The organism is Oxalicibacterium flavum (genome assembly GCF_014635065.1).
Lineage (GTDB): Bacteria > Pseudomonadota > Gammaproteobacteria > Burkholderiales > Burkholderiaceae_D > Oxalicibacterium > Oxalicibacterium flavum.
The window spans coordinates 91427-114415 of the sequence record NZ_BMCG01000001.1; the positions used below are offsets into that span (position 1 = coordinate 91427).

At 63.2% G+C, this 22989-nt stretch carries 13 protein-coding genes; all 13 read right to left on the bottom strand.

The features are described from left to right. Positions 1 to 17: 17 nt before the first annotated feature. Positions 18 to 11207, bottom strand: coding sequence for a filamentous hemagglutinin family protein (locus tag IEV38_RS00475; RefSeq protein ID WP_188394214.1), 11190 nt, complete (start codon positions 11205 to 11207; stop codon positions 18 to 20). 163 nt (positions 11208 to 11370) lie between these two features. Then, positions 11371 to 12342, bottom strand: coding sequence for a FecR family protein (locus tag IEV38_RS00480; RefSeq protein ID WP_188394215.1), 972 nt, complete (start codon positions 12340 to 12342; stop codon positions 11371 to 11373). A gap of 139 nt (positions 12343 to 12481) precedes the next feature. Continuing rightward, positions 12482 to 12988, bottom strand: a complete 507-nt coding sequence (locus IEV38_RS00485; RefSeq protein WP_188394216.1) for an RNA polymerase sigma factor — start codon at positions 12986 to 12988, stop codon at positions 12482 to 12484. 6 nt (positions 12989 to 12994) lie between these two features. Next, positions 12995 to 13588: an STN domain-containing protein gene (locus IEV38_RS00490; protein WP_188394217.1), complete on the bottom strand. Its 594-nt coding sequence runs from the start codon at positions 13586 to 13588 to the stop codon at positions 12995 to 12997. A 231-nt stretch (positions 13589 to 13819) separates the two neighbouring features. Beyond that, positions 13820 to 14119, bottom strand: a complete 300-nt coding sequence (locus IEV38_RS00495) for a PDDEXK family nuclease (protein WP_188394218.1) — start codon at positions 14117 to 14119, stop codon at positions 13820 to 13822. After that, the gene (locus IEV38_RS00500; RefSeq protein WP_188394219.1) at positions 14119 to 14628 is read right to left on the bottom strand and encodes a YbjN domain-containing protein; all 510 of its coding nucleotides are present in this window, start codon (positions 14626 to 14628) and stop codon (positions 14119 to 14121) included. The genes IEV38_RS00495 and IEV38_RS00500 overlap by 1 nt, the downstream gene beginning before the upstream one ends. A 48-nt stretch (positions 14629 to 14676) precedes the next feature. Then, a complete protein-coding gene (locus tag IEV38_RS00505) occupies positions 14677 to 15594 on the bottom strand; it encodes a peptidylprolyl isomerase (protein WP_229728479.1) in 918 nt (305 codons plus the stop codon). An 83-nt stretch (positions 15595 to 15677) separates the two neighbouring features. Next, entirely contained in the window at positions 15678 to 16379 is a 702-nt protein-coding gene (locus tag IEV38_RS00510) for a hypothetical protein (protein ID WP_188394220.1), read from the bottom strand. 12 nt (positions 16380 to 16391) lie between these two features. Then, positions 16392 to 18173, bottom strand: coding sequence for a putative porin (locus IEV38_RS00515; RefSeq protein WP_188394221.1), 1782 nt, complete (start codon positions 18171 to 18173; stop codon positions 16392 to 16394). Between the two features lie 41 nt (positions 18174 to 18214). After that, a complete protein-coding gene (locus tag IEV38_RS00520) occupies positions 18215 to 18904 on the bottom strand; it encodes an energy transducer TonB family protein (protein WP_188394222.1) in 690 nt (229 codons plus the stop codon). Positions 18905 to 18914: 10 nt separating this feature from the next. Then, a complete protein-coding gene (locus tag IEV38_RS00525) occupies positions 18915 to 19325 on the bottom strand; it encodes an ExbD/TolR family protein (protein WP_188394223.1) in 411 nt (136 codons plus the stop codon). 13 nt (positions 19326 to 19338) lie between these two features. Continuing rightward, complete coding sequence (locus IEV38_RS00530) at positions 19339 to 21081, bottom strand: DUF2341 domain-containing protein (RefSeq protein ID WP_308633493.1); 1743 nt, start codon at positions 21079 to 21081, stop codon at positions 19339 to 19341. Positions 21082 to 21158: 77 nt separating this feature from the next. Further along, positions 21159 to 22736, bottom strand: a complete 1578-nt coding sequence (locus IEV38_RS00535) for a ShlB/FhaC/HecB family hemolysin secretion/activation protein (protein ID WP_229728541.1) — start codon at positions 22734 to 22736, stop codon at positions 21159 to 21161. Between the last annotated feature and the right edge of the window lie 253 nt (positions 22737 to 22989).

Consider the following 22989-nt stretch of genomic DNA (forward strand, 5'->3'; position numbering starts at 1 on the left):
TATCCTGCTGCCTCACCTCACTTCTTCATGTTCTCGCGCTCGGTCGCGGTCAGCCTTGCCATCCGGGACGGCGGCAGGTCGCCCTGCCCCAGCACCTGGAACGCGCTGCCGCTGTCATAGCCGGCGCCACGTTCCGGCGTCGGCCGCGCCGCGCCTTCCTCCGGCTCGCTGCCGAAGCCGAGCACGCGCACCGTGAAGATCGACGGCAGGTTCTGGCGCGCCGTGTTACGGTCGCGCTGCAACATGTCCTGCGCCGCCGTGGCAGCGGAGCTGGCCGCCGCGCTGGCATCGGTCAGTGCGCCAACGTTGACCGACGCCACCACCGGCAGGCCGGTGGCCTCGCCCTGCACTTCGATGTTGGCCGCATTGAGCACCTGCAGCGCGGCGACGTTGAAGTTGCCTGCCACCCGCACGCCGGCGTCGCCGAAGTTGACGGTGCCTTCCGGCGCCACCAGATCGACGTCGCCCTCGCCCACCGTGCCGATGCCGCTGCCGCTCATGTCCGAACGTTCCAGGATCAGCGTGTTGCCGTCCTCGTCGGTGACGACGTCCGGCGACGACGGTACCCGCACCGTCTTGGCGCCACGGCCAGCGTCGATGTCGCCCTGGCTCGACCAGACGATCTGGTCGCTGCCCTGGCGCGCGGCCTCGGGCACGAAGGACAGCACGCGCGAGCGGTTGACCGTCACGTCGTCATGGGCGAAGAGATTGATGTGGCCGGAAGCCAGCGTCACCAGACCCGCGCCTTCCAGAACGGTGGCGCCCAGCGCGGCCACCTGCAGTCCGCCGCCCGGCGTCAGCACCTGGATATCGCCGCCGGCCTGGGTACGCAGCCACAGGCTGGTGGCCATCACGTCGCCCTTCCAGCCGTCGCCCGGGAACAGGGTGTCGATGGCCGCATAGCCGCGGTTGTAGCCGCCGTTGCGCGGCAGACCATCCTGGCCCGGATAGTTCTGGTCGCGGCCGGCATCGCGCAGCTCCTGCAGGAACACGCGGCGCACGAACTGCTGCCGCGTCAGTTCCGGCAAGCGGTTGAAGCGTTCCCAGGCCGCCAGCGGCGCCAGCGTCTCGCCGGTGATCTCCGCCACGTAGGAGACCAGGCCTCGGCGCACGGTCTTCTCGAAGTCGTCGCGGCGGGTTTCGGTGGCATCGGTCAGATAGGCAGGCAGCAGCGCGCCATCCACCGTCGATTGCAGATAGTCCGGCATCGCTGCCACATTGGCCGGGTCGAGATAGGCCCTGGCGAAGGCATCGTAGGCCACGTCCCGATTGAGGCCGGCCATGATCGTGATGGCGGCGCCCTGCGTGGACAGCCCCGAAATCTGCGAGTCCGGCACCGGCCGGTTGTTGCTGTCGTATTCCTGATGACCGAGCGTCTGCACCATCATTTCGTTGGCGTAAACGTCGCGGCCGGCCGTCATCAGCATCAGGCCCGGACCTTCGACCCGCACCAGCGACGGCGAGCTGCGGAACTGCTGCAGTGGCATCAGCATGGTGACGATGTCGCTGCCGGCATCCATCCAGGTCGTGTCGCCAGACCGCAGGTTGCGCGCCTCGACACTGAAGTTGCGGATATCGCGTCCGGCCCGCATCCAGGTCTGCTTGGCGGCGTATAGCTTCAGCTCCGTGATCGAACCTTGCGCCGCGTACAGGCGCGCCGGCTCGAAATCGTCCACCAGCGGCAGCGTGGCCGGATCATCCGTGTAGGAGTAGTACGGCGGCAGGTGACGCAACAGGCTGTTCAGGGTGCCGTAATCGGTATACCGCGGCCGGTAAGGCGTGGGAACGGCATCGGGCCTGACGCGCGCCATCACGATCTCGGGTACATAAGTGGAGTAATTCGACAGGATATTCTGCAACACGACGCTGTCCCGATCCACGAAACGCAGATCCTGCTGTGCCAGTACGGCAAGTTCTTGGCGTTCACCCGGCATGACAAACATCGGGCCTTGGATTCCCACCGAACCGCTCAGTGCAACGACGCGCGAGCGAGCAGGATAAAGATTGCCGCCAGCCCCGGCAAGATTGTCGACCTCGGTAGTCCAGCTTTGCAAGGCGACGTCGCGGAATACGAATTCGCCCTGGTTAACCAGCGTCACGTCACCGCTGACGGAGGACAATGCCAGCGCCGTACGGGCGGTGTAACCGCTCATGTGCGCACCCAGATTCTGCAGCGGGTCGGTCCACGTGCCGCGACCGTCCCAACCGTTGCGCACCAGAAGCGGGTCGATCAGGGTCTGTACCTTCAAGTCGCCTGCAGTGCGCACGCGCAGTTGGGCGTCGCCGACGGCAAGTACAGGAGCAATGTCGAATTCCTTTCTGATCACATCCTTCGTCACCAGCACGCGATGGCCGATGTCGGTGCGGTCGGCGCTGATGCGGCCCTCGCCGCGCGCCACGTAGTACTGGCCGCCGAGAATCGCGCCGCCCGCATCCACCGTCATGACGCCGCCGTTGCGCACTTCCATGCGCATGGCTTCGGTGGCGCTGCGTCCGCCGCGCATGCGCATGTTCGTCGGCTGCACCACCACCAGATTGTCGAGGTCGCCGCCGGCGCTGATCGTCACGTTGCCGCCACCCAGCGCGCCCACGCCCTGCTCGAAGCCGCCGTGGTTCACCCACCAGCTCGACTGCTCGGGATCTTCATAGACGATCTCGTAGAACGGCGGTTCGGGGATATTGCGGATACGGCCGCCGTCGTAGGGACCGAAGTAGCCGTCCGCACCGACATTGCCCTGCCGCTTGAGCCATTCCACGAAACGCTGACCGGCAGGCCGCGCACGGATGCTGCCTTGCGCGGCGATATCCAGATGACCGCCGTTCACGGCATAGACCGCATCGGGCGCAGCCGTGCTGAAGTCACTCCAGGTCGTGGTATCGTGTCGCCCGGCCGTGTAGATGACCGACTCCTTGTGCGCCAGATCGAGGTCGCGTCCGGCACGCACGACGAGGTCGCCGGTGCCGGTGCGCACCAGATAACCGGCACCATCGCCGGCGCCTTCGCTGCTGTCGGCCGTACCCACGGTAATCGTGCCCTGATCCGCCGCCAGCAACGCCTGCGGCCGCAGCGCCAGCGCGTCGGCCGCCCCCAGGTCGGCGCCGGCGACCAGCCGCAGTCCCCACGAATCTCCGGTCTGCAGCAGGCCGCTGCGGTCCGCCGCGTCGAAGCCGTCGCTCAGATGGCCGAGCAGCTTCAGATTGCCGGCCGCGCGCAGCGTCAGGCTGCCGGCCCGCGCGCCACTGAAATCGGTCCACAGGTTCCAGTCCGATGCCATGTCCAGGTCGCCGCTGCTGCGAATCTCGATGCCCGGCGCCACCGTCCAGCCGCTCCCCACGCGGGCGGCAATGGCCACAGCACGGTTCGCGAAATCCTGGCCTTCGGACACGACCTGCGCCTTGATCGCATCGACCGAGGCGCTGTCGTAGGTGCGCGTGCCTTCCAGCACCGCCAGACGCGCACCGCGCACCTGCACGCCGAGCGGGTCGGCGGCCACGTCGCTGTTGGCGGCATTGCGCTGCGCACGCAGGCGCACCACGCCCTGCTCGCCGCCGCCGACATCGATCAGTCCGGCGGCAGCTTCCAGCCTGCCGCCCACGGCGTCCAGCGTGACCCGGCCGCTGCCCAGTTCGCCGGTGCTGCCGGCCAGCAGTTGGGCCTGCGCGCCGACGGCGATACCGTTGCCGCCGCTGATGCGTATCGAACCGCCATACGGCGCGCGCGCATCCACCACGCCCTGCACGGTAACCTTGCCGTGATCGGCCATCAGGACGAAGTCCTGCGCCGCGGTCGCGCCGTCGAGTACCACGTTCCCCTGGCGCACGCGGAAGTGACGCGCGCGCGTAAAGCCGGCCTCGTCCAGACGGGCCGCCAGGACACCGAAGTCGGATAAGGCATCGATGTCCAGATTGAAGGCGCCTGCCAGTCCGCCCTTGCCGGCCTGCGCGTGGATGACGCCGTCCAGCGTCACCGCGCCGCCGTCTTCGGCGGTAACCGACAATTGCCCGGCATCGCCGCCGCCGGCCTGCGCCGCCAGATCGATCACACTGCCGTTCTGCAGGCGCACGTCGCCGCCGAGGGAGGAAAGATCGACGCGCCCCGCATCAGCGTATTCAATCTGGTCGAACATCGCGCGCGCGAGACCACCGACGTCGATGCGGGCCGCATCCGTCAGCACCAGATCGCCGGCCGTGGCCGTCAGCGACACGGTACCGCCCTGCATCGCCGCATGACCGCCGAAGACGACGCTGCCGCCGCTCAGTGCCAGGCTGGAACCCAGGCTGTCGGCCGATACCGGTGTCTGGACACCGGCGTCCGACAACACCTGCAACGCGCCTTGCGTGCCCAGCGACTGGCTGGCGCCGCCGCGGCCAGTCAGCAACGGCGTGTTCAGCGTCACAGCACTGCTGCCGGCATCGAGTGCGCCGCGTCCTTCGCCAACGATCTGCCGCGCGCCTTGCAGCATCACGGCGGCAAAACCGGCGATCGCCTTGTCGCCCTCGCCGAGTACCAGTTCGTCGGCGTTCAGCGCCAGCGTGCCGCTGCCTGCGGCCACGATTGCGCCGGTGGCCGTGGCCGCAGTATTGCGCAATACCACGGTGCTGCCGTCGATCCGTACGTCATGCCCGCCATGTCCGACCAGACGCGCGCCGTCCAGCACCACCGTGTGCAGCCCCGCGCCGGTCAGGTCCACCGAGCGATGGAAGTCGAAGTCGGAATAGCTGCGCAGCGTCAACTGGCGCGAACGCGACAGTTGCGTCAGCGTTGCCTGATCCAGCACCATGCCGTCGCTGCCGCCGCCAAAACCGATGCGTCCCGATGACACCGACAGGTCCGTGCCCGACAGCACGGCCGAAGCCGCCAGATCGGTGGTGCGCGTGGCATCGATCAGCAGCGCCGCACCGCCCTCGATCCGGGCATTCGCCCCCACGCTGACGCGCCCGCCCAGCGTCGTGTCCACGCCCTGGCGCACCACGCGCGAAGCCGCCGCGTTGGACACGCGCAGCAAGGCGCCCCAGTCGGCGGCCGGCGCCGTCAGCACGTCGTCGGCAGCGTCCTTCTCGTCGATCACGCCGTCCCAGTTGTCATCGAGGTTCCCGTCGGGGTCGGTATAGACCGCCTGCCGCTGCGGCGCGACCACCAGATCGCCCTGGCTGGCGCCGCTGCCTTCGCGCACGGCAATGCGACTGTCGGCATCAACGATCAATTCATCGGCCGCGGCCAGGATGATTTCGGCTCCGCTCAACACCGAATCCGCATCGTTGCGCACCACGATATGCGTGGCCGTCACGTCCACCCGCATGCCCAGCGGATCGCCCGAACGCGTGCCGCCCACCAGCAGGCTGCCGGCGCCGAAGCCCGTCAGGCTGCCCGCGTCCACCACCAGGTAGCCGTCGGCACGGAGGGCGTCGGCCTCGAGGCCCGCGCCCACGATGGCGATCTTCTCGCCGGCGATGTCCACCAGCCCGCCCAGACCGCCCGACGCGGCCTGCGAATGCAGACTGCCGTCCAGCACCAGCCGCTCGCCGGCCTTGAACACCACGGCGCCGCCGTCGCGCGGCAGGCGCGGCGTGACCGGCATCTGGCCGATGTAGCGGGACTGCGTCAGCTTGAAGACCTCGGACGAGAAGAAGGCGTTTGCGCCTGCCTCGTTGTATTCGGTGTAGCCGCGCACCACGCTGCCCGGCATCACGCGCCATGACGAACCGAACGCCTGCTGCGAACCGTCGACCGCATTGCGCTCCCGGCCATGCATGGACAGCGAACCGTCGGTGTAGCGTACGCTGTCGGTACCGCCGGGGGCGGAAACGTGCAATTGTCCCCGTCCCGTATCCTGCACCGCATACGCGCCCGGCAACAGCGCGTACTGTGCCGGCAGCAGCGTGTACCAGCCCGATGCCAGACCGTCGCCGCCGGACAGCCAGACCTGGCGCCCCGCATCCACGCCCGCCACCGGCGATACGCCCGCGTAACCCGGCAGGACGGCGTGCATGCCCGGCAATGCCAGCACATCGTGCGAGCCGCCGGGGCCCGGCACGAATTCGCTCGCATACAGATCGCCGCCACCGGAAATATCCACCTGCGCACCTTCGGCCAGCACCACTTCCGGCGACTCCATGACGATGCGCTTCTCCGGCGGTGCGGCCAGCCGGTAGTCGGCCGGATTGATGCCCTGCATCTGGTATTGCGTCGGGTCCAGCCAGTATTCGCCGTTGCTCAACGCGCCATAAGGCACGGTATGGGAACCGCCCGCCACCGACGTCACCGAGCCGGCTTCCAGGATCAGACTGTGCGAAGCGGCCAGCGTGATCTGGCCGAAAGGCGCGCGCAGCACGCCGGCCTGCACGATCTCCGGCGCGGCCAGCACCAGCGTGCCGCCTGCGGACAACGGCGCGACCGCGTCGCCGAGACGCTCGGTGCGCAGCGTCGTCGCGGCGCGTACCGTCGCCTGCACCGCCGTTCCCGGATAGATCTGCCCGGCACGCAATGTCAGGGCACCGTCCACATCCACGCTGACACGCTCGCCCGGCAGGGTACCCAGACGAATGTCGCGCGCCTGCATCAGCGTCTCGGCGTAACCGCTGATACGCGCGCCGTGCGCCTTGCCGAACGCCAGTCCTTCGATGTCGATCAGTTCGGCTTCCAGCGACAGGCTGCCTGCCAGCCCGTCGGCCACCGGCTGTTCGGCCATGCTGCCGGACAGCCTGATGACGGGCGCGCGCAATGTGACCGCGCCCTCGCCGGTGGAGGCAATGCGCCCGTCCAGTGAAATCGAGCGGCCCATGACGAGGGAGGCCGGATCGATCCGTATCGGCATGTCCTCCGTCGAACGCAGCGTCAGGTCGGCGAAGCCGCCGCGCGCGAATGCCGAGGCGCGCACGATCAGGCTGGCATCGTGCGGCGGAACGAACACGTCGCGCATGATGTCCGAACCAAAATAGTTGTCACGGAACAGGTCCAGCACGGCATCGCTCAAGCCGTAGTTGCCGGGATTCAGCGGTCCCGTCCCTGCAGCAGGCAGCGGATGGCTGTCGGAAAGCACGAACTGCGACGTGCTGCCGCCCGCCGCTGCGGCAACCACCAGATCGACAAACTCCCGCGACAGGACGATCGGCGTTCCCCAGTAGAACACCGCGTCGATATCCCAGCCGACCGCCTTGTAGGGATCGGTCATGGTGCAGTTGGCCCAGTCGCCCAGGCCATTGCAGTCCGGGTCCAGGAATTTGAGGAAATCCAGAATCTGGGATGCCGAATTCCCGCCGCCGACAGGCGCAGACGAGGTATAACCGAACAGAAGGCTGCCGCCCATGGCCCCCGGCCCGCCCGCGGCAGCCAGCAGGGTGCTCTCGACGATGCCATTGCCCTTGATCTCGATACGGCCGCCATTGCTGTCGACCCGTACCGCCTGCAGATCGCCGCGGGCAAACAGGCCGCCGGACGGCACGTCGATCCAGCCGCTGCTGCCCGACACATCCACCAGCGCACCGCGCGCCAGATTCAGGCTCTCGGCCTGCAGCACGATCTGTCCGCCGGCCAGCACGCGCCCCTGACGGCCGCGCGCGCCGGTGTCGTCGATCATGGACTCGCCGCGCGCCAGCAGGCTGGCCCCCGAGTGCAGCGACAACGACTGGCTTTCGATGTCGATACGGCCGGCAGGTGCCTCCAGCGTGCCGCGCACGTTGACCTCTCCATGCATTCCACCGGCAGGCGATCCCGCCATCTTCAGCGTACCGCCCAGATCCGTGGCCAGCGTCGCGCCGGCCGCCACGTCGATCTGCTGCCCGTACAGCCACAACCCGCCCGTTGCACGCGCCAGCCGTTCGTCGGAAGGCGCGTGACCGATGCTGCCCAGTTCCGCCAGCGACGTGCCGGTGGATGCCTGCACATAGTCTTCCGGCGTCAGATTGACGACGTGCGCCTGCTGTCTCGCCGTCACGCCTTCCGGCACGATGATGTCGTGTCCCTGCGCCTCCACCGTCAACGAACGGAAACCGCGTTCGCCGTACAGGCCGGCCGGCAGCAACAGGGTATCCGTGCCATCCTGCGCCAGTGCGCCGCCGATCTGCACATTGCTGTTTACCGTCAGTTCCAGTGCGCCGCCCGATCCTGCCGCATATGCGTGCAGGCTCACATTCTCCAGACCGCTCTCGTCGCTCACGCCCCACAACATCACGCGGCCTGCATCGCCGACGCTCAGCACGGGCCGCCCGTTCTTGCCGTAGACCTGCCCGCCACCCGACACATCGATGGCGCTGCCGGCTTCGGCCCGCAGTTCGCCGGCAAGTATCTGTGCCTGACCGCCGTCCGCTGCCAGGGCACGTGCCGGCAAACCGTCCTGGAGACCGTTGCGCCATTCGCCGGCAACGTCGACACGGCCGGTGGCGGCCAGCGTCACGCGGCCATCGGTACCCACGCCGATCACGCCGCCCGGGGCGCGCAGCACGCCGGCCACCAGAATGTCCGGCCCTGCGCCTTCCACCTGTCCCAGCGTAAACGACGCGCCGGGCGACAGCTCCAGCCGGGTGCCGGCCTCGATCGCGGAAGCGTCGGTCACGTAGAAATTGAATTCGCCCAGCCCCGATGCACCGAGCATCGCGTCCGACAGCCAGGTCTGCTTGATGCGTCCGTCGCGGTCGCCCGTCTCCGTCCCGGACAAATAGCGGAACCAGTCCGCCAGTTCCGGCGAGTCGAATGCAAAGTCTTTCGGCAGCAGCCGGGGCGCCGCGCTGATGAACAGCCGGCCCAGCGACCATGTGAAATCCTGCGACATGCTGCCGCCTATGGTCAGGCTGCCGCCCGTATGTGGCACCTCCTGCGCAGCCTGCCGGTCGCCCGTCGTCACGCCGCCCCACAGATCGCCTTCCAGTATCAGGTTGCGGCCGGCCTTGATCACGATGTCGCCGGCATCGCGCCCCTCGGTATAGCCAGACTCGTAGCGCTTGCCCGCCATCAGCGGAGAAGCGTAACGCTCGGTCACGCCCCAGCGCGCGTTTTCCAGCACGTACTGCCCGGCCAGGCCGACATAGATTTCATTCTCGGGCGCCGAACCGATGTTGTAGATGCGTCCGCTCGCCGTGCGCAGCATGGTGCTGGTATCGTAGCCGCCCGTATAACGCACCGACCCGCCCGACACATCCAGCAGGGCGCCGGAACGCGTGATGACGTCGCCGTTCCTGGTGACCAGCGAGATGCTGCCACCCTGCGTGGACAGCTCCTGCAGGTCGGTCTTGCCCACGCCGAGCCAGCCGGTCATGTCGCCCAGACGCGTGCCCACCCAGGCGCCCTCTTCCCCGTCCACCCATTTCACGCCGGCCATCGGACCGTCGGTGAACATGCCTGCCTTGCGCCGATCCACCACCACCTTCTGACCGCGCAGCCAGCCCTCTCGATTCAGCAGCGAGTCGCGCAGTTCGTTGATGCGAAACTCGGCCTGGATGAAGTTGCGTTCGGTCGGCACCGGCACATCCCGCAAACCGCCCACGCTCAGGAAGGCGCCGCTGTCCAGGTAGATGCGGTTGCCGTCGGATTTGGGCGTCACGTCGGCAGAACGGTTTTGCTGCATCACGATGGGAATACTGGCCGTATGCACGTCGATGTCTCCGGCCGGCGCCCACACGCCGGCATCGCGCTGCACGTTCACGACCTTGCCGTACAACGACACGCGGCTGCGATCGTAGCGTGCGTTCAGCGCCGCCAGTTCGATCTCGCCGGTGTCGCCCGCGTCCGGCAGAATGCGCACCACGCTGCCCGATTCCAGCGTCACCGTTCCCGCATCCCAGCCCAGCAGATGACGTATGTCGCTGCCTTCCGAATAGGCGTAGAAGCCCTGTCCCCAGCCGCGCAAGGTGATCGAACCGTTGCGATTGTTCAGCGCCGTCGTCGCTTCCAGCAGACCGCCCTGACGCACGCTGTGCGACTGCAGCGTGATGTTGCCGCGCTCGGCACTGATCACGCCGCGATTGCTGGCCTCGTAACCGACCGTCTCGGCACGCTGGCGCATCATGTCCATCGTTTCCTGAATCACCAGCTGGCCGGCGATCCGGTTGAACAACTGCGCGTCGACTTGGTAATAACCGAAGGTGCGCGAAGCCGGTGCCGACACCGCCACGTCCAATCCGCGCACGGCATTCTCCTCGTTGTCGTTCGGCGCCTTCAGATAGACGTTCTCGCCCGCGCCCAGGATCACCTGCCCGTCAGGCGCCGAGATCGTGCCCGCATTGCCGACCTTGGGGGCGAACAGCATGATCTTGCCCGCACCATGCGCTTCCAGTTCCGCGCCGGCCTCTACCGCGACATTGCCCGGCACCGGTCCCGGATCGTGCGCATTGCCGGTATTGGTGTTTCTTTCGTCCGGAAATTCGCCGAACTGCGGAATGATGATGTCGTTACCGCCGGCCACCTCAAACCGTTGCGGATTGGCGATGCCGCGCATGAACTGCTCGTCGGTCAGCTTGAGCGAGGCCGCCACCAGATTGCGCACGTTGACCTGGCTGGAACCGGTGAAGACGATGCCGTTGCGATTGATGAGGTAGACCGAACCGTCTGCCTTGATCCGGCCCTGGATCTCCGATGGTCGCGCCTTGGGATCGTTTACACGGTTCAGCGCGATCCATTGGTTGCGACCACTGCTCACATCGGTACCGGCGCGCTGATCGAAGTTCACCGTCGTGTTCTTGCCAACGTTGAACGTCTCCCAATTCAGGATTGCTTTCTCGGCGGTCTGTTCGATATTGATGGTGGTCCTGCCATCCTTGGCAGTCTGCATCGGCGCCTCGGCGTTGAGCCAGCCCGCCGTGAGCGAGTTGGTGTCGATCTTGAGACCACCTTCGGTCAGACCGTCAGGAACTGACGATGCTTTTGCCAACGCAGCAGCGCGTGCGGCCGCCTGCTGAGCGGCAATGGCGCGCGCGGCGATGCCAAGGTTGCCCAGCGATTGCGTGAGCCGGGCATCGGCCGCCTGCTTCTGCGCCGACGAACCGGCAAGGTTTGAGACCGGCATACCGTTTGGTAGCTTACCCGTGGCAGTTGCATTACCCTGTACCGCCCCCTTCGCAGCGAACCATGCAGGACTGAATGCCTGCTGCGCATGCACATTGCCGGCCAATGCGCCGGTGGCAATCAGCAGGCCGATCGCATGCGAAAGCGGCCTGCGTCTGCCGATACGATTGAAGTTAAGGGAAGACTTGCTGGCGGCACAGATGGATGGCATGACGGTTCTCTTCGATGACGATATGTGGGAGATGAATGCGGCCGGCGTGCCGGCTTTCTTTCTCTTAGACGAATATCGATGAAGGAAGCTGTACAGCGATTGTGCAAATCAGTGTCGCCTTTCTCTGTGCCGAGTCTGCAGCACTGGCGTCACCTGAAGAAAATCAGCGCAGCAGCACGATGCCGCCCGGCAGGTTTTTGACATCGAGATGAAACAATCGCTGGATCTGTGCAATCGCGCCGTCCAGATCGCGTATCTGGAAACGGCCGCTGACCGGCTTGTCACGCACCGCGCCTGCCAACAGCACGACGCGTCCCGGGCGGTAACGGTTGATCTCGGCGATGACTTCCTCCAGCGCCGTCTTGCTGAAGGTGAGAATGCCGCTACCCCATGTCGAAACCTGCTCCGCCTGAAGGGTTCGGATCGGCTGCATGCCATTGCTGTCATAGACGACCTGCTGATTTGCATGCAGCACTAGTTGCATGCCCGCGACGGTCACGCGCAGACTACCTGCAGTGCAGGTGACGCACTCGCCAGATTCGCGGACGCGGACTTCAAAACTGGCTTGGTCGGCCTGCAGCCGACCCAGCCCGGTGGCGACGACAAACGGCCTGCCCGGCCTTTCCATTTGTACTGCGACCTCGCCTTCGAGCAGCCGGATGCCGTCGACCTCACCCATCCCTGCGCGTTGTACCGCGATGCTGCTGCGCGTGTTCATGTTGACGATCACGTCGGACGTCAGGCTGATGCTGCGCTGCTCGCCGGTTGCCGTACGGTAATCGGCCTGCCAGGCACTCGTTATTGACGGCAGCAGGTCCATGGGCGAATAGAGCAGGACCACGCCGGTCGCCGCGGAGGCAGCCAGCACACCGCCCAGGAACAGACGACGACCTGCGTCCATCTGATTCCTGCGGTTGCGACCGGCGCGCAGCATGGCCAGTTCGGAATCATCGATGCCAGCCAGCGCGGCTGCCGGCAGCAGATCGTTCCATTTTTGCTGTGCTGCGCGAAACGCCTCCTCATGCGCCGTGCTGATGGCGCACCAGCGTGCCAGCGCCCGCGCGTCGCGGGGACGAAGCGCGCCTGAACGCATACGGCGTACCCATGCGTGCGCCTGTTTCTCCAACTCATTCATGGTCTGTTCTAAGGCGTCGAGAAAGCGTCATATCGGATGATTGGTGCGGCTGTCAGCAAGCAAGGCCGTCATCCACTGCAGGTATGCCATATCCATAAGACGATTCTCGTACGCTGAAACTGTATGTTTTTTTTACTTTTCATCGCATCTGCTCGACCAGATACTCATGCGCCCGCTTGAGTTCGCGGTCGACCAGGCTGAGGGAAATGCCAAGCCGCTCGGCGACGTCCTGTCGCGACCATTCGTCGACCCGGACGAGGATCAGAATGTGGCGTCGGCGTGCCGGCATTTTCTCAATCAGGGCCGCCAGCCGGTCGGCTTCGTATCTCGCCTCGACCGTGGCGGCCGGACCGGGAATCGGATCCACCAAGCCGAGCAGTACCTGATCGACCTCCTCGCCACTCATATACCGACGCTCGGCACGAATGCGATCAAGTGCGGTATTGATCGCCATGCGCATCAAGTAACTGAGCGGGTATTTGACGGGCTCCGTGGGCTCCTTTCCGCTTTCCAGCCGCAGCCATGTTTCCTGCAGAGCTTCGTTCGCCAAATCGGCACTTCCCAAATGAAGGGTGAGTCGATGCCGCAACTCGTCGTAACGTCCGACCAGGAACTCGCGCAACGTGGTGACAATCGAATCGCTCATGCATGTTCACTCTGACTGGCAACCATCCAAGCTCCCCGACTGCGGCAGCAGCAATATGAAGAAGGGTCGCTGCGTATCGGCCGGCACCTCGGCTAGGTGCGTGCCACGCAGGGCAGCGACGATAGCCTGATCTCGCCTGGCATCCCCTGTGGTATCGAGCAGATCGACGCGATGGATGCGTCCCTGCGTATTGACATAAAGACGTATTGCCGCGCGAAAGTCCCTGACAGCCAAAAAGGGATCGCCACAGAACGCATCGCGAATCCCGCGTTGCAGGACAGCGTCGTACCCCAGCACCCTGGTATCCGTAGCAGCCCCATCGAAATCCGATTGTTCGAGAACGAAAGCGTTGGCTGCGGTAAAGTGCGCGCGCAGACCGGTTCCCAGCAACAAGATTCGCAATGCCTGGCTTGGCGTGTACCAACCCGACAGCGGTGTCGACCACAGATTGTTCGTGGTGCTGGACAGATAAAGCCCCGACCACCCGGTGCGCGCGCCAAACATATCAAGTGCCTGTTGCAATGGCAGCGCGGGAATGACGAGGTGAACGCTTCCGGTGGCAGATAACTCATCCTCCACGCCGCTGGACACGGGTGCCATAGCGGTTGCGGTGCAGGGAAACGAGTGGGAAGCGAGCAATAGCATGCCAATCACTGAAACGAATGCACGGATGAGCGGCCCAGCTCGTGCCATGAGATGAATCGGAGTCAAACAGAAAGGAAGGCGCGGGCAGGAATGCATCCGGCCAAGTCTTGCGTCATCGTAAGTACCCAATGTGACGACGCTGTGACAGTCGACCTGCCCGTTGCATTGCGGCTTCTGCAGGCGGATTCAGGAAGTGGCGGGATCGTCGTTTCCTTCATCCTCGTTTTCATGAGCAACGGCACATGCCCGGTAGATACTGCGTATGTCCTCGTCCGAGATATCGAATTCCAGCATCGTCTCGACGATCACCTGCAACAGCAGGATACGTTGCCGATCGCGCACGGCTTGGGCCCGTCTACTGCGCTTTATCTGCCTCGTCAGCCCGTGGGAAAACGACGAGATGGGAGAAGACGTTCTCTGCTCGCCTCCAGTCATGGCGAGCGAAAAACGACCGCCCATGAGGGGGCCGTTTCTGCCGTCGCTCATTAGTTCGCGGCCTCGGCCGTCTTCGTTTCGGCTTCAGACGGAACGGCGTCCTTGGCGTTCTGATCTTCGGCCTTGTAGTTACGCAGATAGAGGAAGAACTGTCCCATCATCTGGGTCCACAACTGCATGGAAAGCTGCAGGTGCGCGACACTGACTCCACCAACTGCTACCACGTCCATTTCCAGAACAATGAAATCGCCATGCTTCACCACACGCGCAAAACGCTTGGTGCGGTGCCAGTCGTTGAGAATGCCGTCCGGCAGACTGCCGCCCTGCACGCGCAACGGGCAGCTCAGCGTCAGGTCTGCGAACCGGCCTTCGCCGACCAGGTTGCCCCACAGTACCTGGAAGCCGATACCGTGACTGGCACTGTGCAGCCAGGTCACGCCATCCTTTTCCGTTGTGTGGACCGCGCAGCCTGCGTTCCGAATGGCATCGGCCACCTGTTGCGGAGTGACTGCCTGCAGCAATTCATCTGCCTTGTCTGCGGAGTTTTCGTTCTTGCTCATAACGTTTCCTATGGTTTGGTGCAAAAAAAGATGGATCGCCGGAGGCGTTTATTTCTGTAGCGCGGCGTCGAGTGCGGTACTGTCGATCTTCAGCCCTTCGGCCGGGATCAGTTTGGCCAGATATTCCTGAGCCAGCTGTTGGCGGCGCTGCTCGCGCAGCGCCGCCTGCAGGCGAGGCCTGACCTCTTCAAAGGTGGCAGTCCGTTCAGGCTGCGTTTCCAGCAACTTGACGATGTGATAGCCGCTTTCCGAACGTACCGGCTCGCCTACGTCTCCCACCTTCATCTTGGCGACGACATCGCGCACCTCCGGCAGCAACTGTGCCAGCGGCAACAGGCCGACATCACCGCCACGTTCCGCCGTACGCTTATCCTGCGAATGGGACTTCGCCAGTGCGGCGAAATCTCCGCGACGCGCCTGTGTCGACAGCTTCTTCGCTTCGTCGCGCTGCCTGTCGGCGGAAGACGAGCCGTCATGCGCCAGGTAAATTTGCGCAACGCGATACATAACGGGCAGCTTGAAGTTGCCCTTGGCCTTCTCGTACGCGTCCTTCAGTTCCGCCTCGGAAGGATAATCGGCAGGAACCTGGGAAACGGATTCGATATAGGTGGTCGTGATCACCCGCTCAGTCACGTCCTTGACGGCCAGGTCGATACGTTCCCTGATTTCGGGACGGTTTGACCAGCCGTTCTTCTTCGCCTCGTTCAGCAGGACTTCCGCTGCGAGACGCTGGCGCAACCAGTTCTCGACTCCCGCGCGATTGCCGCGGATCGCCGCACGTTCTGCGTCCGGCATGCCTTGCAGCATACGCGCGATCTCGTTTTGTCCGATCGATGCGCTGCCCAGCGTGGCTACGGGCTTGTCACCGGCAACGGTCTGTGCGGTGCTGATGCCAATGGCCGATAACATGACGACGCCTGCCAGGGAACGGATCAGCGGCATCAACGTTCTGTTCTTGTATTTCAATTTCGACTCCTACGGGATTCAATGCGTTTCGATATACGCAGACATGGCTCGGGAATATCGCAGCAGCGCCTGCCGCCGGGAAATCATTGTCCCGCCGGGGCAGATACTGGAACCGCTACAGCACGAACGTCGAATTTTCCTTCGTACAGCTTGTCACCGTACTCCTGAGCGATCTGTTCAAGCTTGACGCGGCTTTCGTCCGCAAACGGCTGTCGTCCGCGCAACAGAGTGCTGGCATCCATTGTTTCGTATGCCCGCAGTATGTCCTGGCTGACCGAATAAAGACGCGCATTCTTTTCCTCGCACTGCGCAACGGCAGCGATTCTTGCGGCTTCTTCACGCGACAGCCTTTGACGTTCTGCCTCGGAGGAACGCGCCAGCTTCACCAACTCGTCATGGGCATGCTTGTACTGGGCCAACTGCTCGTTGGCCTTGGTCAGCTCGGTGCGTTGGCGTTCGCCGCTTGCCTTCGCATGACGCTCGGCAGCCTGGCTGCGCGCAAGTTCCTTCTTGAGCTTTTCCGTGTCACCGGCCGGCGCAGTCGGTGCTGCGCCCACGCCGGCAACAGCCGAACCTCCGCCCTTCAGAACTGCCAGTTCGTTCTGCGCCTGCTGCAACTGGCTTGTCGTGATGCGCAACTGCGCGCGCAGACGGTCTTCCATGGTCTGTCCCTGCTGCGCATGCGCGGAGAAAGCCGTCATCGCGACCAGCCCACCCGCCAGCAACACAGTCTTGCCACCCGTCCGGGCGGCAATCTTTTTCATCTGTGGAAAAAACGTATTCATCGTGTTCCCCGATCAGAAGCGTGTGTTGAGTTCGAGTTGCAGCAGATCGATCGCATAAGGCTGGCCGTGTACTTCCTTGCTGGACATCCAGCGACCGCTCAGCGTTGTATTCTTGTCGAACGCATAGGTGGTTCCCAGCGTATAGCCGCGTGCATTTGTGCCGCCGAGATGGAACGAAGAATCGTTGTAACCATCCGGCATGGAATCGGCCTCGATGTACTTGTAACTGGCCATCATGTTCCATTCCCCCTTTTCGCTGGGCGCAGGTTTGCCGAACGTCGCCTGCAGCATGTACGCATTGCCGCCGCTGCGGAACGCAGATCGATCGGTGCCGCCGGAACCGTCGAAGTTGTTGACGATACCGCCGTTTGCGCGCGCAAACATCTCGTCCGCATCGTAGTCTAGGTTACGAATATAATTCGCATCCAGTCGCAATGGATAACCATTCATGATCCTGGTCTCCCAGCGCGCATTGAGATCCAGCAGGCGGAATTTGGAAGCGAGTCCGAGATACTGCGGCTGCGCCGTGCTGGCAGGGTCTAGCGGATTCAATGCGATATTGCGCAACAGCATCAGGGTATTGCCGCGTTGCATGAAAGCCGGACGCGTCCAATCCGTGCTGCACGCAGTGTCCTGTCCCGAATACAGATAGCAAGGGTCGGATAACTTGCCCGCTACATTCTTGAACTCGTAGTAGGCGGCAGCGCCTCTGAACGAATTGGTCTGGTCCAGTTTCCAGTTGGCTCCAACCTGCGCGCCAAGAAGCCACTTGGTTTCACTGGACATCTTGTCACCCTTGTTTCCAGGGAACTTGTCGGACGAGTACTCAAGAGGGATCACGCCGATCGTTCCGAACAGCGAAACACGCTCGTTACTCAGCTTGCGGTTGAACTGAGCCGCCAAGCCGTCAAAGTTGAGATCGTTCGAGAACAGGATGTCGGTCGAATAGAACGGATTGCCGAACCGGCCGCCGGTGATCTTCAGCCAGTCGGCAGGCTGGTGCGAAAACCATGCCTGGTCGAGCCAGACGCTCTTCTTCTCGAGACCGCCGCCCAGCGTCTGCGTGGTGGATACGGGGCTGTCGTCGTTGCCGGTCGCCAGACGCACGCCGGCCGAAGTCTGTTCCGTGATGTCGGCGATGACACCTAACCTTGCGCGCGCCTTCCATTGGTTTTTGCGATCCTGACGCGTGTTGAGCTGCGGTGGCAGCACTGTGTTGCTGTTTGGATTGATGTCGTAGGCGTTGCCATTGTTGATCGCGGCCCAGTCGACCATGCCAAGATTGTCGTTACTGTCAGAATAGAAACGCGATTCATTGCGCAGACGAACATCGCCTTCGACCCGGATACGCTTGGTCCACTCCGGCGTTTCATTCGGCGCAGCCCATCCTTCACTGCGCGCCTGCGCCATGATTTGCCCCTTCACCTCGTCGCGAATCTTGTCGCGTACCGCCTGCGAGACGTAGGGCACACGCACATCTCCCGGCTCGACCTTCGGCTGAGCCGACGCCACAGGTGCGGCTGCCTGGCGTAAAGCCTGCTGGGCAGCAATGTGTTCCGTCTGAGCCTGAGCCAGCAGCGCCTCGCCAACATCCTTCTTCAGCGCGCCGCTGTCGATCAGACCACGAATGAGCTTGACCATGGCGCTTTCGGTTGCGACATCTGCCTGCGCATGAGCCGAGCCGCCAGCCGCCATGAATGCAATCGCCGAAGCGACAGCGATCGCCTGCACATTGCGGAGCAGAGGCTTCCGTTCACACGTGGCAGACTGTTGAGATGAGATTGAGCGTTTCATACTTTCTTTCACAAATGGGATTGAACTTGCCGGTGAACCGATTAGCCGGGACGACGTCCCTTGCTGGAAATGCGGACCGGGAATTTCTGCGTGGTCGATGGCGGAGCGCCGCTGTCGAACTCACCAATGACAGCCAGTACCGCTTCGTCGATGGCGGGATTGCCACTGCTTTTGACGAGTTCAACGCGCACTGTCCTGCCTTGCGCATCGAGCCAGACGTTGTAGCGAATGTCCTCAAAAGCCAGTTTCCTGGTACGAGCGTCACGTTGAAGGGCATTCTGGAATCCATGCGCCAGGAAACTGGAGTAAGAACCCATGCCGCCGCCACTGCCGGTCATGCCACCACCGCGGCCGGCTGCGATGCCAAACGAGTCCGTACCAGCCTGCGCCTCACCGTCGATGGTCACTGCCTCGCCCGGTTCAGGCGCTGGCGGTGCATCATCCGGCGTATCGACAGGACTCGGCTCTGGTTCCGGCACCACTTCCGGCTCCGGTTCCGGCTCGGGTTCCGGCACCTTTTCAGGCTCTGGCGGTGGAGGCGGCGGAGGCGGCAGCATCAGCATTGGCGGCGTAGCGACTTCACGTCGGGTACTGGCGGTATCCGACAGCAAGTACCATGTCAGTGCGGCCAACACGATCAGTACCGCCGCACCGATCGCATATCCTCCCCAGCGGCGCCAGAAGCTTCTGGCCTTCGATGGCGGGAATGAAGTTGAATCACGACGAATCACATCACTCCCCTCAAGTTGCCTTGCCCGTCACCAGACCAACCTGATTCAGGTCGATACGACGCAGCAGATCCAGAACTTCCACCACCTTGGCGTACTGGACCGAGGCATCCCCGCGCACGATGACGGGGAAATCCGGTGTCAGCGCCTTTTCCGTGCGCAGCCGTTCTTCGAGCTCCGGCAGCGTCACCGGGTAAGCGTCGAGAAATACCTGTCCCGCGTTATCCACCGTGATTGCCTTGGTCTTCGGCTTTTCCAGCGCAACCGATGAGCTTGCCTTGGGCAGATCGACCTGTATGCCCGGGATGCTGGCATTACTGGTGAGGATGAAGATAACCAGTACCACCAGCAGCACGTCCACGAACGGAGTGATATTGATCCCGCCAGAGCGCTTCTTGATGCCGAACTTCGCTGCGTTTGCCATGATCGTGTGCTCCTCAGGCGCGTTGCGCCACGGAGCGGAGCTGACGGCCTTCGCCCTGCTCTTCCGCCAGGCGGGTAGCGAACTCGTCCACGAACACGGCCATGTCAGCGCTGATAGCTTCCGCACGCGCCGCCAGCCAGTTGTAGCCGAACAGCGCCGGGATCGCGACACCGAGGCCCGCCGCAGTACACAGCAGTGCCGCGGCCATGCCTGGCGCAACCGAATTGATATCCACGGCGCCCGCCATCGCAGCCACCACGAACACCAGCATGATGCCAATGACGGTACCGAACAGACCGACATACGGCGCGCCCTCAATTGCGGTAGAGAGCCAGTTCATGCGGTTTGCCATGCGTTCGTTCTCACGCACCATCACGCCATCCATCGCCGCGCGAATGGCACCGATGGTCGTTTCCGAGACGGCGTTCATGTCATAGCCACGTTCATGGCGGCGGTTCATCTCGTTGATGGCAACCGCATACAGGCGCCACAGCGACGAATCACGCTTGATGTCTGCGCCAAGCCGTCCGGCTACTGCAAGCTGTTCAAGCGGTGCACCGGCAGTCTGGTGGAAGTGCTCCATGAACTCCGCATTGGCACGAGAGATCGCGCCATACGTACGGCTCTTGTTGATCATGATGGCCCAAGAAGCGGCCATCATCAGCCCCAGCACGATGACCACCAGCCAGGCGTCAAGCGGCATGGCCGAGAGGATGAAGCCGAAGTGGCTCTTGCCGGCCTGCTGCTCGTCCACGCCAAACGTCGTCAGGCGCGATTCCGAGCCTTGCGACACGGCGTCGGCCATCACCAGTCCTTCGGGGCGCGCCACCTTGGACAGGCGCAACTCGTCAATGGCGCCAGTGAACTGACGGAATTCGCCCGAGGCGCTTTCTACATCGTCGCCCACAGCAGCAACGGTATTCATAGCCGGCAGCGCTACAGGGAGCGACACGCTGGGACGTCCACCGACATACATGACGACGTTGGCAGCATCGGCGGTCACGGCAATGTGCGACCACTGCTCTGCACGGACCGGCTGACCAGGCGCAGTACGCTGGCCGTTCACCTGGACGAACGGAATACCCGAGTCGATACCGATCAACAAGGAGTTGGCGCCGTCGCGACGCGCGTAGAGAAGTTGCTGCGGACCGAGCTGGTCCGGACGCACCCATGCCGAGAAAGAGAACGGCGCACCCGCCTCCTGCTTGAGCGATGGCGAAGCCGGAAGCATCAGAGGCGCGGCGCCGAGCTGCACACCCTTGCCGATCACGGTGCCGTCGATGACGGGAACGGTGGTCTGCGCGTTGTTGCCATAGGCAGTGGTATCTCTTGCGGGAACGTTCGCTTCGCCGAAGTGATAGATCAGTGTGTAGTCCGGATCAAAGGTACGCTGGCCATTGCCCGATGCCGGCGCCTTGGCATTGCCGTAGTACATCCACAACGGTTGCGGTGCGGCCGCCGAGACCGCCGGCATATCAACCCAGATCAGTGCGATGCCGAGCAGCGGATCGAATTGTTCGATCTGGTGATTGAGCACGACCTTGTCGTCGCTGGTAACAAAGCGAATGTCCGCACCGGTCTCGCTGGCATCGGCAAACGAGAAGTTGCCCGTATGCAGACGCACCAGTACCGGCGTACGTCCTGCATCCGCACCGAGCGCGGCACCCTGCGGGCCGGCATCGATGGTCACTTGTTTACGATATGCCCAGTCGGGCTGCCACCAGGCATGGGCCAGGTTAGGAACGATTGTGCTCATCAATGTCAGCACAAGAAAAAGAATGCGTCGCATGGGTTGGTTCTCCGAGAACTGATGTGGAATGTCTACAAAAGGGTTCAATAAGTGGCGTTGAGGCTGAAGTTCACGCTCGAGTCGTGACGTTCCGTGCGTGGACCGGTCTTGAGGGGATAACCGACATCGATGCGCCCGCTCACGTGTTCACCGAGGCGGAAGCTGGTACCGAGACCGAGCGATGCCAGCGAAAATGTATGCTCCTGATCCGGCAACGGGTCGCGCAATTTCAGCCTGCCCGCGTCGGCAAAGGCATAGACACGCCAGTTGTCCACCCATGGCGCCAGAATGGTCAACGGTTTGCTGCGCATCTCGATCGAACCGACCGTACCGTAGTCTCCGGTGGCTTCGGCCGACAGGTAACCGCGCACCGAATTCATCCCGCCGGCGGCAATCTGCTCGCCCGAGACCAACGGCGAATCCGTCATCTGCACCGACAGACGGAAACCGAACTGAGCATCGTTGGCAAAGTTATAGGCGCCGTTCAGGTCGCCCTTGACGAGCGTAAAACTGGGTTTGGCGAAGGCGCGCTTGTAGTGGAAATCGGCCTCGTCGCTGCTGTAGCCAAACAGGCTGCGGGTGCCGGTTGTCACCGAAAGACCAACGCTGTAGTAGCTCTTTTCGTTCTGCACGAAGCCGGCATAGCCCAGCGTAATAGGCGCATAACGCAATGGCACCTCATCGCTGCTCCCACCAAGCTGCAGGGCTTCGTCGTTCTGTTTGAAGTCCACGCCCAAACTGATCGCATGCCACCAATTGCCGGTGTCGGGAACCGTATAGGTTGCCTTTACGCCAACCGCATGGCCCTTACCCAGCACAGTCGTGCCGCCTACCGTGGACACCGTGCTGTCGGACTTGTAACCCGAGCCTTCAATGCTCCAGTTGGTACCGCGCAGAGGGGCAGTGTAGGAAGCCGACCAGACCTTGGTCTGGTCCAGATCCTGGGGCGTGCCGAAGAAACTGAGCGACGCGCTATGGCCGAGCTGCCACAGGTTGTCGTGTCCGATCGACAGCGTGGCGCGCAAACGTTCGGTATCGGCGCTGTAATCGTTGTTCAGGCCAGCGCTGGCACGCCACGGACTGCTGTCCTCCACCTTGAGATCGACGTCCATGGTGCCCGGCAGCGCACCTTGCTTGACCAGCGGCAGCACCTGTCGCTTGCCGGTGCGATTGAGCGCGGTCAGTTCGGCCTGAGCCTTCGTGAAGTCCGGTACCGATCCTTCCTTCAGCGAAGGTACCTGATCACGCACCTCGACCGGCGAGTTGTACCGGGAACCGACTACACGCACACGGCCGACACGTGTTTCATTTACCGCCAGATAGACCACCCCGCCCGTTACCTGTTGCTCGGGCAGATCGACATAGACGGATTGGTAGCCGCGTGCCGCATAAGCCGACAGCAAGGCCTCGCGCGCACTCTCTACATCCTTGAGCGTGCGGTCGGGTCCAAGGTAGGGCTCCAATGCCAGCTCGATGGTTTTCGCATCGAGCACTGTATTACCGCGAACGATGTATTCGTTGATCTCTACCCGCTTCTCGACTACCGCCTCTCCGCTCGGAGCGTCAGTCGGTGATTCCTGGGCATTCGCCGTCACCACCGCACAGAGGGCCAATGCCGCCATCGAAATCGCCTTCAGTTTGAACCGCCGGTTGTCAAACCCATTTTTTACTTCGCGCATGAATTGAACTCATCTCAAGGAATCAAAATCCGTCTTCGCAACTCGAACTTCACCTGCTTGGCCAGTTGATCGTTCAATGTTGCGTACAGATTCCTAGACGTTTTGAATGGGCAACAACCGTCATTTGTCATCAAACTTTCATATTTCTTTTTTCTGCATATGGCCCGCGTCATGTTCAATAAAAAAACCGGACTCG

What these genes read in the sequence shown, in the direction of transcription:
- IEV38_RS00475 (WP_188394214.1), bottom strand. Translation starts at nt 11,207, where the DNA reads ATGCCATCCATCTGTGCCGCCAGCAAGTCTTCCCTTAACTTCAATCGT.
- IEV38_RS00480 (WP_188394215.1), bottom strand. Translation starts at nt 12,342, where the DNA reads ATGAATGAGTTGGAGAAACAGGCGCACGCATGGGTACGCCGTATGCGT.
- IEV38_RS00485 (WP_188394216.1), bottom strand. Translation starts at nt 12,988, where the DNA reads ATGAGCGATTCGATTGTCACCACGTTGCGCGAGTTCCTGGTCGGACGT.
- IEV38_RS00490 (WP_188394217.1), bottom strand. Translation starts at nt 13,588, where the DNA reads ATGGCACCCGTGTCCAGCGGCGTGGAGGATGAGTTATCTGCCACCGGA.
- IEV38_RS00495 (WP_188394218.1), bottom strand. Translation starts at nt 14,119, where the DNA reads ATGAGCGACGGCAGAAACGGCCCCCTCATGGGCGGTCGTTTTTCGCTC.
- IEV38_RS00500 (WP_188394219.1), bottom strand. Translation starts at nt 14,628, where the DNA reads ATGAGCAAGAACGAAAACTCCGCAGACAAGGCAGATGAATTGCTGCAG.
- IEV38_RS00510 (WP_188394220.1), bottom strand. Translation starts at nt 16,379, where the DNA reads ATGAATACGTTTTTTCCACAGATGAAAAAGATTGCCGCCCGGACGGGT.
- IEV38_RS00515 (WP_188394221.1), bottom strand. Translation starts at nt 18,173, where the DNA reads ATGAAACGCTCAATCTCATCTCAACAGTCTGCCACGTGTGAACGGAAG.
- IEV38_RS00525 (WP_188394223.1), bottom strand. Translation starts at nt 19,325, where the DNA reads ATGGCAAACGCAGCGAAGTTCGGCATCAAGAAGCGCTCTGGCGGGATC.
- IEV38_RS00530 (WP_308633493.1), bottom strand. Translation starts at nt 21,081, where the DNA reads ATGAGCACAATCGTTCCTAACCTGGCCCATGCCTGGTGGCAGCCCGAC.
- IEV38_RS00535 (WP_229728541.1), bottom strand. Translation starts at nt 22,736, where the DNA reads ATGGCGGCATTGGCCCTCTGTGCGGTGGTGACGGCGAATGCCCAGGAA.